A 15,523-nucleotide genomic window follows, 5' to 3' on the forward strand; every position below is an offset into this window, starting at 1 on the left:
GAACATGACGAAAAAAACGGCCCACATCATCTCTCATACGCACTGGGATCGCGAGTGGTATATGCCTTACGAGTATCACCATGCGCTGCTGATCGAATTGATGGACACGCTGCTGGATACGCTCGATAACGACCCGGGCTTCAAGAGCTTCCATCTCGACGGACAGACGATCATGCTGGAAGATTACCTCCAGGTCCGTCCGGAGATGAAGGACAAGCTGGAGAAATATATCCGCGAAGGACGCATTCATATCGGTCCTTGGTACATTCTGCAGGATGAGTTCCTGACGAGCAGCGAGGCGAACGTGCGCAATCTGCAAATCGGACATCGCGATGCCGGCCACTACGGCGGCACCATCTCCAAAATCGGGTATTTCCCCGATTCGTTCGGCAATATGGGCCAGGCGCCGCAGATGCTCAAGCAGGCCAATATCGATGTGGCGGTGTTCGGACGCGGCGTGAAGCCGACCGGCTTCAACAACCAGGTATCCGAAGATGCCGCATACGAGTCTCCATTCTCGGAAATGATCTGGGAATCGCCGGACGGCTCGCGCGTCATCGGCATTCTGTTCGCGAACTGGTACTGCAACGGCATGGAAGTGCCGGTTGACGAGAAGCAAGCGATCGCCTATTGGGAGAAGAATATCGCCAATGCGGAGAAATTCGCTTCCACGCCGCATCTGTTGTTCATGAACGGCTGCGACCATCAGCCGATTCAGACCGATCTGTCCAAAGCGATCGAGGTGGCGAAAAAGCTGTTCCCGGATGTGGACTTCGTTCACTCCAACTTCAACTACTATGTGGATGTGCTGAGACAGGAATTGCCCGAGAATCTGCAGACGGTAAAAGGCGAGCTGCGCAGCCAGCGCACCGACGGCTGGTATACGCTGGTCAATACCGCGTCTTCCCGCGTCTATCTCAAGCAGATGAACGCCGAGAACCAGACGCTCCTGGAGAAGGTGGCTGAGCCGCTGGCGGCATTCGCTGACCAGGCAGGCAAGCCATATCCGCATCATCTGTTCGTCTATGCGTGGAAGACATTGATGCAGAACCATCCGCATGACAGCATCTGCGGATGCAGCGTCGATGAAGTGCACCGCGAGATGGTCACGCGCTTCGAGAAGTCGAAGCATATGACCGAGATGATCATTAACGAGACGGTAGACAGCCTCGTGAAGCAGATCGATACTTCGGCATACGGCGCCAAGGAAGCCGTGCCGTTCGTCGTCTTCAACACGGCGGGCTATGAGCGCAGCGGCGTCATCGAAGTGACGCTGGAGCTGAAGCGCCGCTACTTCCGCGAAGGGCATCCGACGAAGCTGGCGCGCGAGCTGAAGCAGGAGCCGATCGCGCCGGGCACCGTCATCGATGCGAACGGCAATGCGGTCGTCTGCGAATGGGAAGACGCCGGCGTCCGGTTCGGCTACGATCTGCCGAAGGATAAGTTCCGCCAGCCTTACGTGGCGCGCTGCGTGAAGGTTCGCCTGCAGGCAAGCGGCATGCCGGCCTTCGCGTACCAGACCTTCGCCTGGGTGGCAGGCGGAGCAGCGCCGCAAGCGTCCAGCTTGTTGAACGGGCACAATACGTTGGAGAACGAGCATCTGAAGGCGGTCGTCGAAGCGGACGGTTCCTTGACGCTGACTGACAAGGCGACGGGCCATACGTTCAGCGGGCTGAATGTGTACGAAGACAGCGGAGACATCGGCAACGAGTACATGTTCCGCAAGCCGGACGGCGAGGTGCCGCTCACGACGGCAGGTCTGGCGGCCGATATCCGCGTCGTCGAAGACGCGCCATACCGAGCCGTCATCGAAGCGGTTCACCATTGGGAGATTCCGGCTTCCGCCGACGAGAAGCTGCAGGAAGAGATGAATGAGCTGGTAGATTTCCCAAGACGTACGGCGCAGCGCTCCACAGACATGGTGCCGTTCCGGCTCGTGACCCGTTACACGCTTGATCGCGGCGCGAAGCGCGTCGAAGTGCAGGTGACCATTCATAACGAAGCGAAGGATCACCGTCTGCGCGCGCTGTTCCCGACCGCTCTTCAGGCCGAGACGCATCAGGCGGAATCCATCTTCGAGGTGGCCCGCCGCAATACACAGTCGGCTCCGGAATGGGAGAATCCGAGCAACGATCAGCATCAGCATACGTTCGTCAGCGTAAGCGACGGCCAGCTCGGCTTGACCATCGCCAACAAAGGGCTGTTCGAATATGAAGTGCTGCGCGACGGCCGCAACACGATGGCGGTCACCTTGCTCCGCTCCTCCGGCGAGCTCGGCGACTGGGGCGTCTTCCCGACGCCGGAAGCGCAATGCCTCGGCACGTACACCGCCGAATATGCGATTATTCCGCATGCGGGCGATGTCGTGACCTCCGGCGCGTACAAGGAAGCGCACGCGTTCCAGGTGCCGTGGATTGTCCGCCAGGCCGAGGTGCATGACGGCAAGCTGCCAGCCAACCATGCGTTCCTGGCATGGGAAGGCGAAGGCATCGCGTTCTCCTCGATCAAGATGGCGGAGCAGACCGGCGACATGGTTGGCCGCTGGGTCAATTTCGCGCAGGAAGCGAACACGTTGAACGTCACGCTTCCGCAGGCAGGCGGCGGCTTCTACCGCAGCAGCATCATGGAAGTGAAGGGCGAAGACCTCGCTTCCGGCGACAAGCGCAGCGTCGGCGTTGAGCTCGGCGCAGCGGAAATCTTCACGCTCGGCATGAAGAAATAAATGAGCAAGCCCTCCCGAAGCATGGCTTTGGGAGGGCTTGCTTACGTCATATGGCGGCGGTGAAGGAGAAGGAGGCCGAACTGAATCCTGCACAGCTGCAGCTTTTTACCCCTAACGAGGCAATCATGAGTGAAAATCCTGCAAATCTACATCTTTTCACCGAAATTGTCTCCTACTCAAGCAAAACGGCGGAAATTGCTGCACATTTGCAGGAATTCCTTTTTCTTCATCCATCACCTTTGGAAAAACTGTAATTTTGCAGCATTGGCGAGAGAAGCCGCTATCCTCCGATGACGGTCAATTCCTTCGGATAGGACGTGAGCACGCGCACGCCATCCTCGGTGACGATAACGTCATCCTCGATGCGCACGCCCGCCACGTTCGGCACATAGACGCCCGGCTCGATCGTGAAGACCATGCCCGGCTTCAGCACATCCTCATTCCGGCCATGCACGGATGGATACTCGTGCACGTCCAGGCCGAGCCCATGCCCGAGCCGGTGAGTGAAGTAAGGGCCGTAGCCACGGTCTTCAATGACTTGCCGCGCCGTGCGATCGAGCGACCCGAAGGTGACGCCGGGCTTGACGGCGGCAATGGCCGCTTCATTCGCCGCCAACACGGTATCGTAGATGCGGCGGCTCTCTTCGTTCACTTCGCCGACGGCGAAGGTGCGGGTAATGTCAGAAGCGTATCCGTTCACGTAGACGCCCAGATCGAACAGAAGCAGCTCGCCTTCGCGAATGACGCGATTGCCCGGAACGCCATGCGGCAGCGCGGCCCTCTCGCCGGTCAGCACCATCGTATCGAACGAAGGCCGTTCCGCGCCCTTTTTCTTCATCAAATATTCCAGCTCCGCCACGACGTCCAGCTCGGTCATGCCCGGACGCACGCGGCTTGCGCCTTCCAGCAGCACCGCTTCGATCACCCGGATCGCCTCCAGCAGCCGCTCCACTTCTTCCGGGGACTTGAGGACGCGCAGCTCCTGCAGAATCGGCCCAGCATCGGCATAGCGCTTGGCGTCCAGCGCTGCGGCCAGCGCCTCGAACCGGGCGACGGAGATATGATTCTTCTCGAAGGCCAACTGGTTCAGCCCGGCGGGCAGGCAGGGCTTCAACACATCGTAAGGATTGTCCGTGTCTTCATGAGTTACGATGTTCTTGACGGAGGAGGCGGACGCCGCCTTGTCCGCATCCAGGGCAGGCACGATGAGCGTCGGCTCGGCATCCCGGGGGAGGACGAGGCCGAGGAAGCGCTCATGCGGATCGCAGGCGAAGCCGGTCAAGTAGTAGACATGCTTCGGGTCGGTAATGAGGACGGCGTCATGGCCTTCCTGCTCCATGGCCGTACGTAATCTAATCCACAACTCGTTCATTGCTTTTCATCCTTTCCGTAGTGCAGCAATTCGACATTCTCCCTTGAACATATCATAAGTAGGGCTTCCTGCGCGAGCACATTTGTCCCGTCCGTGTCCGGGGGACGCATATGGCGGGAAAAAGAGGGCGGCAAGGGCAGCCCGAGCGCATCCGGACTGCCATTGCCGAGCGTGCTGTTCCTGGGGGCTGCATGGATTCCTTCTGTCCACGGGCGAACCAGCTCGCCCGCCTTGTCGGCATACAGGGTGTCTGCGGACGGATGGCCATTCGTGAATGGCAGGGCGACATAGACGTTTTCCGGAAGCCAGACGCTGTCTTTGTGCAGACGGAGAGCGACATCGACCCGGTTCAACGTGGCATACACCTTGAGGAAGAGGCTGTAATTGTACACGGTGCGCAACCGCCCTTCATCCGAACGGGCGTATTCCAGTTTTTGCATGTAGTCGTTATGACCTGAATCTGGTAAAATAGATAGCCGTGTGATCGAACGGAAGTTTGTCCAATCGGTGACGCAAATCATGGGGTTTCCCGCTGTTCACATAAGATTCACATACAGCGCTTTCAAGCGCGGGAATGTTTGTGTTTTGTCACAGCTTTCCAAATCCGGATATGGGACAATATGGTTGAGCAAGGGAATTCATCATCATATGGAGGGGACGGACAATGTTGTTAGCGGCAGATCGACCGGCACAGTGGAATGAAGAGACCGTTGAACGGCTGGAGACGCGGATGGCGGCATATCAATTGCTGGCCGACTTCCTGGGTCACATGCCAACGCTCGATGTCTTGATGTCATGGCGCAATCATGAAGGGATGAAGCGGTTATGCCGCCATTCCGAGGCTGCCCGCGACCTGTACGCGTTGTTGGATAATTTGTCGGTAAGCGAATTGTACGCCGTATTCTCTTCCTTGCGCGATGAATATTACCGCTTATTCGGAAGCTCGGGACAGCTTCCTGTCACGCCTTGCGAGACGATGTACCGGGCCAACGAACAGAAGCTGCCGAAGAGCTACGCTCAGATTGTGCGGCAGCATTACGCCGAATTCAGCCTCTACTTCAAGAAGATGAACGGCGAGCCGGATGATCATATCGCTATCGAGCTGGAATTCATGGCCGTCCTGATTGGCAAAATGCTCGGCAATGTCATGACCGTAGAGCGTTACCACCGTTACATGGACGGACAGCGGCGCTTCGTGCTCGACCATTTGACGCGCTGGGCTCCGCGCTTCGGCGAAGACTTGGCGCGGCATGCGGATCATCCGCTCTACCGCGCGATCGGGCGGCTGCTGGTGGAATTCATGGCCGGCGAGGCGGAGCGGGCCGGGCAGGCGGCGTAAGCGGCGGCGCGCAGGGTGTACCGCCACAGATAACAGAACATTGGTCAAGGAATCGATTGGATACAAGACCTTTCTGCGGAAGGGTCTTTTTTTATATGATTTTCGGGGCTGCCATCCCCGTATTCAAGGAAGCGCTTGTCGAATATAATAGGAAAAAGAAGAAATGGCGGCTATGCCGTACCTTGCGTTTCAAAAATACACGGAAAGTGAAGCGCCGTTATGGCGTGAATGGGGGCCTCGTCATGAGAAGAGCGCTACAAGTCGGCTTATTTCTTATCTTGTTACTCGCTTTCGGTTATTACGTAAATGGCACGATTGGCCATAGTATCACGACGGCGCTGAGCATTATGACGACGCTCGCGGTCGTGACGCTGGCGATCATTATTTTTATGGAGAACCGGAATCCTTCCAGCACGGTCGCCTGGATATTGGTGCTGGCGATGGTGCCTGTCGTCGGCTTCATCTTTTATCTCGTGTTCGGCCAAAATTACCGCAAGCGCCGCCGGTATACCCGGAAGGCGCAGGAGGACAAGCATACCTATACCTTCGTAGAGAATGAGCCGAAGCAGCTCCGGGAGCATGCGCTCGCGGCCATGACGCCGGATCAGCGCCACTTGCTCCGCCTGACCAGCCGCATCAGCAAGAGCCCGATTACGTTGGCGTCGGATACGCGCATCCTGAACAATGGCGAAGAAACGTTCGGCGCCTTGCTTGCGGAGCTGAATCAGGCCAAGCATCATATTCATATGGAATATTACATTTACCGCGATGACGACATCGGAAGCCGCATTGCCCAGATTTTGATGGATAAGGCCCGGGCCGGGGTCGAGGTCAGGTTCATGATCGATGCGGTCGGCAGCATGCATCTCTCCAAAGCCTTCCTGCAGGAGCTTCGGTATGCGGGGGTGAAGGTGGCTGTGTTCGGCAATGTGAAATTCCCGATCTTCTCCAATCGGGTCAACTACCGGAACCACCGCAAAATCGTCGTCGTTGACGGCAATGTCGCGTTTATCGGCGGCCTCAATGTCGGGGATGAATATTTGAGCCGCAGCAAGACATACGGCTTCTGGCGGGATACCCACATGATCGTGCGCGGGGAGGCGGTGCAGACGCTGCAGATCATTTTCCTGCAGGACTGGGCCCATACGAGCGGAGAGACGCTCTATGGAGCGGAATATCTTCAGCCTGAACCGGTGGAGGCGACCGCGGGCGCGGTGCAGATGATCGCGAGCGGTCCGCACCAGGAATTCAAGACGATGAAAAATCTGTTCTTCGCCATGCTGACCTCGGCCCGACGCTCGATCTGGATAGCGACGCCGTATTTCATTCCCGATGAGGATATTTTTACCGCGCTGCGGGTAGCGGCCTTGAGCGGCATCGAGGTGAAGCTGCTGTTCCCGGGCAAGCCGGATAAATGGCTCCCGTTCCTGGCTTCCCATTCCTATTTCCTGGGTCTGCTGGAGGCCGGCGTGCAAATCTATGAATATGAAAAAGGGTTTCTCCATTCGAAGCTCATCATCGTGGACGGCGAAGTGGCGACGATCGGCACCGCGAACATGGATATGCGCAGCTTCCACCTTAACTTCGAGGTGAATGCGCTGCTGATCCGGACGGAGAGCGTGAAGCAGTTAATCCGGGAGTTCCAGCAGGATTTGGAGTCGGCCGTGCAAATATCGGATGAACAATTTGCCAACAAAAAAGTCATTACCCGCTTCCTTGAGTCGGCGGCCCGCTTGTTCTCGCCGCTGCTGTAGGGGAGACGGGAGCCAGGCGGGGCCCCAGGCTGGCTGCCCCCGCCACTGTCCCCCTGCTGTTCCCCAGGAGCAGAAGGGCCTGGAACAAGAGCGCAGGCGGCGGTGGAGGCCCGGCTCCCCGGCCGCATCCGGCTGTCGGCAGCAGGCCGTCCGGCGATTGACTAGCGGGGCAGAATATGGCATCATGTAGCTAGTTATATTTGAGAACGATTTTCATTATTATAGATGTGAATATTCATTAATGATTATGCCTGATTGTCATGCCGAACGGCAGACGCATGCGTTACGAGAACGGGGGAGAGGAAGAGCATGTCCATGATTCAGACGAAGTCGTTGACACTGGCCTATGGCGACGTGCCGATTATCGATAATCTCACACTGAGCATTCCCGAGGGGCAGATCACGGTCTTGATCGGCAGCAACGGGTGCGGTAAGTCGACCCTGCTCCGCTCGTTGGCCCGGCTGCTCAAGCCGGAGCAAGGCTCCGTCCTGCTGGATGGCAAAGATATCCACCAGTCCAGCACGAAGGCCGTCGCCCGCAAGCTGGCGATGCTCCCGCAGGGGCCGACGGCGCCGGAAGGCTTGACCGTGCTGCAATTGGTGAAGCAGGGGCGCTACCCGCACCAATCGTGGCTGAAGCAGTGGTCGGAAGAGGATGAGCGGCTGGTCCGCCATGCCATGCAGGTGACGGGCGTGGAGAGCCTCGCCGATCGGCCGGTCGATTCCTTGTCGGGCGGACAGCGCCAGCGCGCCTGGATCGCGATGACGCTTGCCCAGAATACGGACGTGATTCTGCTGGACGAACCGACCACCTATCTCGATATGAGCCACCAGATCGAGATCCTCGATTTGCTGTATGAGCTGAATCAGAATGAAGGACGCACTATCGTCATGGTTCTCCATGACTTGAATCTGGCCTGCCGGTATGCCCATCATATTATCGCCGTCCGCGACAAGGGCGTATATGCCCAAGGGGCCCCGGAGGATGTGCTTACGCCGCAGATGGTCAGAGACGTGTTCTGCATGGATTGCATCATCTGTGACGATCCTCTGTTCGGCACGCCGATGTGCGTTCCGCACGGCAAAGGGCGGATGTGCGGCGAACGGTGCGAGCGGAAGGACGAATGCCGGGCGAATAATGTGCTCGCCACGCATGCCGGATAGTGGTCGAGGCGCGATCTCGGCCGGGATGAGCATGACGGGAATGACAGGATAGATGCGATACAGGTCATCGGCAGGAATGCCGTTGGCCTTTTTGGTCTTGGCTTGGAAAAGCCGAACGGGCGGCCGTCTGACGCGGCAGGGATGCGGCGCCGAACGGCATGGAACCATTACCTGCCGCGGGCGGGAACATGGTATGATAAGTTCATCTGCCCATAGAATTGGAGAGGATTCGGATGTGGACGATTCGGAACGTATGGATTGTGCTCTGTGGCGAGTTCGTGGCCGGCCTCGGCTTATGGACTTCCATTATTGCCAATCTTGAATTTATGCAGCATCAGGTGTGCCGGATCCGGGGAGTCCTTCGATGTAATTGACGGGCTCCGGGCGGCACGGCAAGGCCGCCCAAGAACCCGGCCGGGAAAGAGGAATCGGACTGCTTTTGTTCGTGCAAAGCGGTCTTTTTTGTGCCAAAATCCTGTATAGATGGACATATTGCCTGAAAGAGGCCTTGCCTTCCGGCCGCCGGATTGGTAGGATGATGCTGAAAGTGCTTTCATTTCATCATTCGCCGTACAGGATGCGCTCCCTGCAGCGTATCCTGTCGTATGACGTGCGGAGCCGGATTCGATCATGGATACGCGTAGAAGGAGGAATCGCGATGAAATATCGCAGCGTGTTTGACATCATTGGTCCGATTATGGTCGGACCGTCCAGTTCACATACGGCGGGCGCAGCCAAGATTGGCCGCCTGGCCCGCAGCATATTCGGGAGACAGCCGACAAAGGTTCATATTTTCCTGTACGGCTCCTTCGCGGAGACTTATAAAGGCCATGCGACGGATGTCGCGCTTGTGGCCGGCCTGCTCGATTTTGATACGAATGACGCCCGGCTCCCCCAATCGCTGCAGTTGGCGGAGGAAGCGGGGATGACGGTCGAGATTACGGCCGAGGATGCGGTGCCGGAGCATCCGAACACGGCCCGTATCCGCCTGTCGGATGAGCAGGAGGATATGGAAGTGACCGGCATCTCCATCGGCGGAGGGAAGGTGGAGATTGTCGAGCTGAACGGCTTCAAGCTGAAGCTGTCCGGCCAGTGTCCGGCCATCCTGATATTGAATCATGACCGCTATGGCGTAATTGCGGGGGTGACGCGGATTTTGAGCGAGGCCCGGGTCAATATCGGCCACATGGAGGTTAGCCGCAAGGAGAAGGGCAAAATGGCGCTGATGGTGATTGAGACCGACGAAATGATCGATGAAGCGATGTTCGGGCAGATTCGCGGACTTCCCGGCGTGAACCGCGTTCTCCGCATGGAAGATTGATGCGCTGTCCAATCTAAGGGAGAGGTGATGAAGCATGTTCCGCAATGTGGCTGAGCTGGTCGCGCTCGCAGAGGAACGATCGTGCAAATTGGCGCACGTGATGATAGAGCAAGAGATGGAAGTGAAGCGGATGACGCGCGAGGCGGTGATCGCCCAAATGGAGCGCAACCTCGATGTGATGGAGCAGGCGGTCGAGCGAGGGCTGTCCGGCGTGAAGTCCCACTCGGGCCTGACGGGCGGAGACGCCGTGAAGGTCCAGCAATATATCGCCTCCGGCAAAGCATTAAGCGGCGGGACGCTGCTCGATGCGGTCAGCAAGGCGATGGCAACGAATGAAGTCAATGCGGCCATGGGGCTTATCTGTGCGACGCCGACGGCCGGCGCCGCGGGGGTGGTGCCGGGGACGCTGTTCGCGCTCAAGGAGAAGCTGAACCCGACACGGGAGCAGATGGTGGAATTTCTGTTCACGGCCGGCGCGTTCGGCCTTGTCGTGGCGAACAATGCATCCATCAGCGGAGCGGCGGGCGGCTGCCAGGCCGAGGTCGGATCGGCGGCGGGCATGGCGGCCGCGGCGATTGCCGAGCTGGCCGGGGGCACGCCGCGGCAGGCGGCGAACGCGATGGCGATCGCGCTGAAAAATATGCTCGGCCTGGTCTGCGATCCGGTCGCCGGGTTGGTCGAGGTGCCGTGCGTGAAGCGCAACGCCTTGGGGGCGTCCAATGCGATGGTGGCGGCCGATTTGGCGCTCGCCGGAGTGGAGAGCGTCATTCCGTGCGATGAGGTCATTGAAGCGATGTTCCGCATCGGAGAGAGCATGCCGATGGCGATGAAGGAGACGGCGCTTGGCGGTCTGGCGGCGACGCCGACGGGCATACGCCTGAAGAAGGAGATTTTCGGCGAACATTCGGGCTCCGGCGCGGCTGATTCCCCTCGGGTGGAGTGATGGCGAATGCCGGGCCGCGAGCTGGACGGCTTCGCGGGCAGGGCTTGGCCGAATCGCGATGATTAGACTGCGAGGTCTTCGAACCGGAAGGAACGCCTTCCTGCTTCGGAGGCCTTTTTTCAAATAGATGAAGTATACGATAGCGTCCATATTTGCTATGCTAATGATGCTGAAAAATCGCCTGGCTGCAGCGGATGGAGAAACGGCAGCGGGCGGGTTATTGTCCCATGCATTCGTTGCATTCATGATAGAGAAGAGGATGAAGGAGGTTCATTTTCAGATGGAGGATCGGCAGCCGGCTCCTGGAGGAGCAACCGAGAAGCGCAAGACGGAGCATATTCGCATTTGTTTGGAAGAAGCGGTGAACGGCGTCGGGATCACGACAGGGCTCGAACGTTACCGCTTCCTTCACCAGGCGCTGTCCGAGCTGGATTTCCGGGAGATCGATCTGGCGACGGAATGGCTGGGCAAGCCAGTTCGGACGCCTTTCCTTATCAGCTCGATGACCGGGGGCAGCAGTCTGGCCGCCCCGATCAACCGCCGGCTGGCCGCGGTGGCGGAGGCGCGGGGCTGGGCGATGGGCGTAGGCTCCGTGCGGGCGGCGGTGGAGAATCCGGGGCTGTCGGGCACATTCCGGATTCGGGATATCGCGCCGACCGTGCCGATCTATTCCAATATCGGCGCCGTCCAGTTGAATATGGGGATGGGAATCGAGGAATGCCGCCGCGCCGTGGAGCTGGTGGAAGCGGATGGCTTAATCCTCCACCTGAACGCGCTGCAGGAAGTGTTCCAGCCGGAAGGTGACGTCAACTTCGCGGGCTTGCTGCGGCGGATTGAGGAATTATGCCGCGAACTGGACGTTCCCGTCGGCATCAAGGAGGTCGGCTGGGGAATCGCCGGCGATACCGCGCGGCAGCTCGCCGATGCCGGCGCGGCCTTCATCGACGCAGCCGGGGCGGGCGGCACGTCGTGGAGCCAGGTCGAGAAGCTCCGCTCCGCCGACCCGATTCGCCGCCGCGCGGCCGAAGCCTTCGCTGGCTGGGGCATTCCGACAGCGGAGAGCGTCCGGCTTATCCGGGCGGAGCTGCCGCACCAGCCGCTGGTCGCAAGCGGCGGATTGCGCAGCGGCGTCGATGCGGCGAAGGCGCTGGCGCTTGGCGCGGATCTGGCCGGATTCGGACGCTCCCTGCTGGCCGCCGCCGCCGATTCGGAGGAGGCGGTGGACGAGGTGCTGGCGCAGGTCGAACTGGAGCTCCGCATCGCCATGTTCGGCATCGGAGCGGGCAGCATTCGGGAGCTGCGCGCCACGAATCGGCTGATGCCAAATTAGGCAAGCTTTGCTATAATGGACACATCCAACGGCCACAGACCCCGAGCCTGTGGCTTCCTTTATGCTCCCGGCTCACCGGGCCCCGGAGCGGTGTCCAACCTGCGCCTATGAAGCAATGAAGGACACCTCTCAGCTTGTTCCGCTCGCCTTGACAGAACTGTGAGTCACATTCATTTATGGGAAATAAAAACTGTACCCTTACCTTGGAATGTCCTTTATATTATTATCGGAATCACAATCAAACGTTCGGATTTTACGCATATCGCTCTCCTTAGTCTGCCGAACGGGCGAATGTCGATACATATTAAACCAGGAAAGAAGGGTTGAAGCATGAAGGAATCGATGTTCAACTTTAGCACCAAAACGGTTGTTGCCATCGGGATCGGAGCGGCATTATACGGCCTGCTTAGCACGATTACGATTCCGCTGGTGCCGCAGACGGGTCTCCGCCCGGCTATTGCGATTCTGACCATTTTCGGGGCGATGTTCGGTCCGATCGTCGGTCTGTTGAGCGGGGCCATCGGTCATATCATTACCGATTTGACTTGGGGCGGCGGCACGATCTGGTGGACATGGGTGCTTGGATCCGCGATTTCCGGATTCGGAATGGGGCTCGTCTACATAAACAAATCTTTCGATGTCAACGAAGGACGCTCGACGAAGGGCGCCATCTGGACGCTCGCGATCACCGGTTCGCTGGCGCTGGCTGTCGGCTTCGGACTGTCCAGCATCCTGGACGTGTATTTGCTGGGAGAGGCGCCGGACAAAATGTGGCTCCAGTTCGTTGCTTCGACCTTGGCCAACATCGCTGTTCACTTGGTGCTGGGCCTCTCGGCCGTGCTTGGTCTGATCCGTTTGAACCGCCGCAATTCAAATTTGCGGGTACTTAAATAAGCTGCTGGAAACGAATGGAGTTCCACCGCATAGGAGGGGCGCGTGCCGGGATCGGAAGTCCCCCATGGAGCCCTCTCCTCGTGGAACATGGATTGGCATGCAGCATGTGACAGGAGTTATCGAAATCATGAAGGAACCGCTTATCTCGTTTCGGGATTTCAGCTTTCAATATCGCAGCTTGTCCGAACCGACTTTGAAAAATATCACCCTGGACATCTATCCGGGGGAGAAAATATTGATTGCCGGACCGAGCGGTTCCGGCAAGTCCACGCTGGCCCATTGCATCAATGGGCTGATTCCGTTTACGTACGGCGGTACGATTAGCGGCGAATACAGCCTGCAAGGGCGGCGTCCGTCCGATCTGAGCATCTTCGAGATCAGCCGGAGCGTCGGTACGATTCTCCAGGATCAGGACGGCCAGTTCATCGGACTGTCAGTGGGCGAGGATGTCGCCTTCGCGTTCGAAAATGATTGCATGCCGGTGGCGGAGATGAAGCCGAAGGTGGCCCGCGCTCTGGAGATCGTCGACATGCTGCCTCATATCGGACACAGCCCGCATGAGCTGTCCGGCGGGCAGAAGCAGCGGGTATCGCTCGCAGGCGTGCTGTCGATGGAGGCCGATGTCCTGCTCTTCGATGAGCCGCTCGCGAATCTGGATCCGGCCAGCGGCAAGCATGCGATGGCCTTGATCGAGAACATTCACCAGCAGACGGGCAAGACGATTCTCATTATCGAGCATCGCGTCGAGGACGTGCTGGAGCAGCCTATCGATCGCATCGTCATTATGGCGGAGGGACGGATTGTGCGGACGGGAACCCCTGACGAGATTCTGGCTTCCTCCGTCATGAGCGCGCATGGCTTGCGCGAACCGCTCTACGTGACCGCGCTCAAATATGCCGGCTGCGAGCTGAAGCCGGAAGATCATCCGTCCTCGCTTGCGCAGGTCGGCGCGAATCCGGAATACCGTTCCCGCTTGGCCGCCTTCGTCGCCGCGGCCGATGCGGAGAAGCCGCTGCCTGACCGAGAGCCGCTGATCGAGATGGACAATGTCCGCTATTCCTACGACGGCGAGCGAGAGGTCATTCGCGGAGTCAGCCTCACGATCGGGCAAGGAGAACGGCTGGCCCTGCTGGGCAATAACGGAGCGGGCAAGTCCACCTTGTCCCATCTGCTGACCGGAATTGCCAAGCCTTCGTCCGGCTCGATCCGCTTGCTGGGAGAAGACACCCGCAGCTGGTCGATTCCCCGCCTCGGCCAGCAGATTGGCTATGTCATGCAGAACCCGAACCATATGATTACCCAGGCGATGATCTGGGATGAAGTCGCGCTCGGTCTGCGGGTGCGCGGGCTTGGCGAGGAGGAGGTCTCGGCCCGGGTCGAGGAGACGCTGCGCATTTGCGGCCTGCACGGCTATCGGGAATGGCCGATCTCCGCCCTGAGCTACGGGCAGAAGAAACGCGTCACGATCGCCTCGATTCTGGCGCTGGAGCCGCGGCTGATGATTCTGGACGAGCCGACGGCCGGACAGGATTACAAGCATTATACAGAATTTATGAGCTTCATCTCACGGCTGGCGGACAGCGGGCTGTCGTTCCTGTTCATTACCCATGACATGCATCTTGCTCTGGAGTATACCGAGCGGGCCGCCGTGCTCTGCGACGGCGCCATCATCGCTTGCGGCGAGACGGCGTCGGTGCTCACGGATGTATCCGCCATCGCGCGCGCCAATCTGAAGGAGACGTCGCTGGGCGCGCTGGCGCGGCTGACGGGCGCCGCTGCCCCGGAAATGCTCGTGCGCGATTTCATTGCCCATGAGAAGAAGGTGAATCATCATGAGTAAGGCGGGGATGCTCTACATCGACCGCAACACCCTGTTCCACCGGATGGACGGAGCGGCCAAGCTGCTCCTGCTGGCCGTGTGGACGGTCGCCGTCTTTTTGTTCCAGGATCTGCGCGTCTTCGTGCCGCTCTTCCTGCTGGGCATCGTCATGCTCGTCAGCGCGAAGCTGCCGTGGCGGCGCATCCGCCTGCTCGTCTGGCTCATGATCGTTTTCAACGTGTTCAACTCGTTGTTCACGCTCGTCGTGACGCCTGCTTACGGAAGCGAGGTGACCGGTTCGACGACGGTTATCGCCAAGCTGGGCTATAACGTGCTGACGTTGGAGACCGTCATCTACGTATTGACCTTATCGATGAAATATATGTCCCTTATGCCGATTACGGTGCTCTTTATCTATACAACGCATCCGACCCGGCTGGCCAGCAGTCTGAACCGGGTGGGCGTGCCGTACAAGATCGCCTATGCGTTCAGTATCGCCTTCCGCTACATTCCGGACATGCAGGCTGAATTCCGCAACATCTCGAATGCGATGCAGGCGCGCGGGATCGGCTTTGGCAAGGGAGAAGGCTCGTTCTCGCAGCGGCTGAAGCACTTTATCTCGCTCGCGATCCCGCTCGTCCAGTCTTCGCTCCATCGGATCGAGACGATCTCGAATGCGATGGATCTGAGGGGCTTCGGCAAGCATTCGCGCCGCACCTGGTATTCGGCCACGGTGTGGCGGCGGGAGGATTATGTCATGATAGCGATTAGCGCTGTGGCGCTGATCGCGGCAATCACGGCGCGCGTCCAAGGATTCGGGACATTCTGGTATCCCTTCGCCTGAGGAATCGGCGCCGGAACTGAA

Annotated in this window: 13 protein-coding genes; 11 read left to right on the forward strand and 2 right to left on the reverse strand. The window is 58.9% G+C overall.

The window, feature by feature from the left end:
- Positions 1–4 precede the first annotated feature (4 nt).
- On the forward strand, positions 5–2,722 hold the full coding sequence (locus OCY70_RS29445; protein ID WP_213429583.1) for an alpha-mannosidase: 2,718 nt from the start codon (positions 5–7) through the stop codon (positions 2,720–2,722).
- A 50-nt stretch (positions 2,723–2,772) separates the two neighbouring features.
- Complete coding sequence (locus OCY70_RS29450; protein ID WP_213429582.1) at positions 2,773–2,976, forward strand: hypothetical protein; 204 nt, start codon at positions 2,773–2,775, stop codon at positions 2,974–2,976.
- Positions 2,977–3,002: 26 nt separating this feature from the next.
- On the opposite strand, the gene OCY70_RS29455 is transcribed toward OCY70_RS29450, so the two are convergent.
- Entirely contained in the window at positions 3,003–4,094 is a 1,092-nt protein-coding gene (locus OCY70_RS29455) for a M24 family metallopeptidase (protein ID WP_213429581.1), read from the reverse strand.
- Positions 4,091–4,534, reverse strand: a complete 444-nt coding sequence (locus OCY70_RS29460) for a hypothetical protein (protein ID WP_249725402.1) — start codon at positions 4,532–4,534, stop codon at positions 4,091–4,093. Before OCY70_RS29460 ends, OCY70_RS29455 begins: the two co-directional genes overlap by 4 nt.
- 224 nt (positions 4,535–4,758) lie before the next feature.
- On the opposite strand from OCY70_RS29460, the gene OCY70_RS29465 reads away from it, so the two are divergent.
- From OCY70_RS29465 to OCY70_RS29505, 9 genes are all read left to right on the forward strand, one after another.
- Complete coding sequence (locus tag OCY70_RS29465; protein ID WP_213429580.1) at positions 4,759–5,433, forward strand: TorD/DmsD family molecular chaperone; 675 nt, start codon at positions 4,759–4,761, stop codon at positions 5,431–5,433.
- 242 nt (positions 5,434–5,675) lie between these two features.
- A complete protein-coding gene (gene cls / locus OCY70_RS29470; RefSeq protein ID WP_213429579.1) occupies positions 5,676–7,187 on the forward strand; it encodes a cardiolipin synthase in 1,512 nt (503 codons plus the stop codon).
- Between the two features lie 309 nt (positions 7,188–7,496).
- Positions 7,497–8,351 carry an ABC transporter ATP-binding protein gene (locus OCY70_RS29475; RefSeq protein ID WP_213429578.1) on the forward strand — a complete coding sequence of 285 codons (855 nt, stop codon included), beginning with the start codon at positions 7,497–7,499 and terminating at the stop codon, positions 8,349–8,351.
- 658 nt (positions 8,352–9,009) lie between these two features.
- Positions 9,010–9,672, forward strand: a complete 663-nt coding sequence (gene sdaAB, locus OCY70_RS29480) for an L-serine ammonia-lyase, iron-sulfur-dependent subunit beta (RefSeq protein WP_213429577.1) — start codon at positions 9,010–9,012, stop codon at positions 9,670–9,672.
- A gap of 34 nt (positions 9,673–9,706) precedes the next feature.
- Positions 9,707–10,615: an L-serine ammonia-lyase, iron-sulfur-dependent, subunit alpha gene (sdaAA, locus tag OCY70_RS29485; protein WP_213429576.1), complete on the forward strand. Its 909-nt coding sequence runs from the start codon at positions 9,707–9,709 to the stop codon at positions 10,613–10,615.
- Between the two features lie 280 nt (positions 10,616–10,895).
- Complete coding sequence (gene fni, locus OCY70_RS29490; RefSeq protein WP_261945019.1) at positions 10,896–11,945, forward strand: type 2 isopentenyl-diphosphate Delta-isomerase; 1,050 nt, start codon at positions 10,896–10,898, stop codon at positions 11,943–11,945.
- A gap of 330 nt (positions 11,946–12,275) precedes the next feature.
- On the forward strand, positions 12,276–12,839 hold the full coding sequence (locus OCY70_RS29495; protein ID WP_213429574.1) for an ECF-type riboflavin transporter substrate-binding protein: 564 nt from the start codon (positions 12,276–12,278) through the stop codon (positions 12,837–12,839).
- Between the two features lie 127 nt (positions 12,840–12,966).
- The gene (locus OCY70_RS29500) at positions 12,967–14,679 is read left to right on the forward strand and encodes an ABC transporter ATP-binding protein (protein WP_213429573.1); all 1,713 of its coding nucleotides are present in this window, start codon (positions 12,967–12,969) and stop codon (positions 14,677–14,679) included.
- Positions 14,672–15,502 carry an energy-coupling factor transporter transmembrane component T family protein gene (locus tag OCY70_RS29505; protein WP_213429572.1) on the forward strand — a complete coding sequence of 277 codons (831 nt, stop codon included), beginning with the start codon at positions 14,672–14,674 and terminating at the stop codon, positions 15,500–15,502. Before OCY70_RS29500 ends, OCY70_RS29505 begins: the two co-directional genes overlap by 8 nt.
- Positions 15,503–15,523 lie beyond the last annotated feature (21 nt).

It is taken from the genome of Paenibacillus melissococcoides (assembly GCA_944800085.1).
Taxonomy (GTDB): Bacteria; Bacillota; Bacilli; order Paenibacillales; family Paenibacillaceae; genus Paenibacillus_B; species Paenibacillus_B melissococcoides.

Bases quoted from the DNA above. Each gene is read 5' to 3' on its own strand.
- OCY70_RS29445 (WP_213429583.1), top strand. From the start codon at position 5: ATGACGAAAAAAACGGCCCACATCATCTCTCATACGCACTGGGATCGC.
- OCY70_RS29450 (WP_213429582.1), top strand. From the start codon at position 2,773: ATGGCGGCGGTGAAGGAGAAGGAGGCCGAACTGAATCCTGCACAGCTG.
- OCY70_RS29455 (WP_213429581.1), bottom strand. From the start codon at position 4,094: ATGAACGAGTTGTGGATTAGATTACGTACGGCCATGGAGCAGGAAGGC.
- OCY70_RS29460 (WP_249725402.1), bottom strand. From the start codon at position 4,534: ATGCAAAAACTGGAATACGCCCGTTCGGATGAAGGGCGGTTGCGCACC.
- OCY70_RS29465 (WP_213429580.1), top strand. From the start codon at position 4,759: ATGTTGTTAGCGGCAGATCGACCGGCACAGTGGAATGAAGAGACCGTT.
- cls (WP_213429579.1), top strand. From the start codon at position 5,676: ATGAGAAGAGCGCTACAAGTCGGCTTATTTCTTATCTTGTTACTCGCT.
- OCY70_RS29475 (WP_213429578.1), top strand. From the start codon at position 7,497: ATGTCCATGATTCAGACGAAGTCGTTGACACTGGCCTATGGCGACGTG.
- sdaAB (WP_213429577.1), top strand. From the start codon at position 9,010: ATGAAATATCGCAGCGTGTTTGACATCATTGGTCCGATTATGGTCGGA.
- sdaAA (WP_213429576.1), top strand. From the start codon at position 9,707: ATGTTCCGCAATGTGGCTGAGCTGGTCGCGCTCGCAGAGGAACGATCG.
- fni (WP_261945019.1), top strand. From the start codon at position 10,896: ATGGAGGATCGGCAGCCGGCTCCTGGAGGAGCAACCGAGAAGCGCAAG.
- OCY70_RS29495 (WP_213429574.1), top strand. From the start codon at position 12,276: ATGAAGGAATCGATGTTCAACTTTAGCACCAAAACGGTTGTTGCCATC.
- OCY70_RS29500 (WP_213429573.1), top strand. From the start codon at position 12,967: ATGAAGGAACCGCTTATCTCGTTTCGGGATTTCAGCTTTCAATATCGC.
- OCY70_RS29505 (WP_213429572.1), top strand. From the start codon at position 14,672: ATGAGTAAGGCGGGGATGCTCTACATCGACCGCAACACCCTGTTCCAC.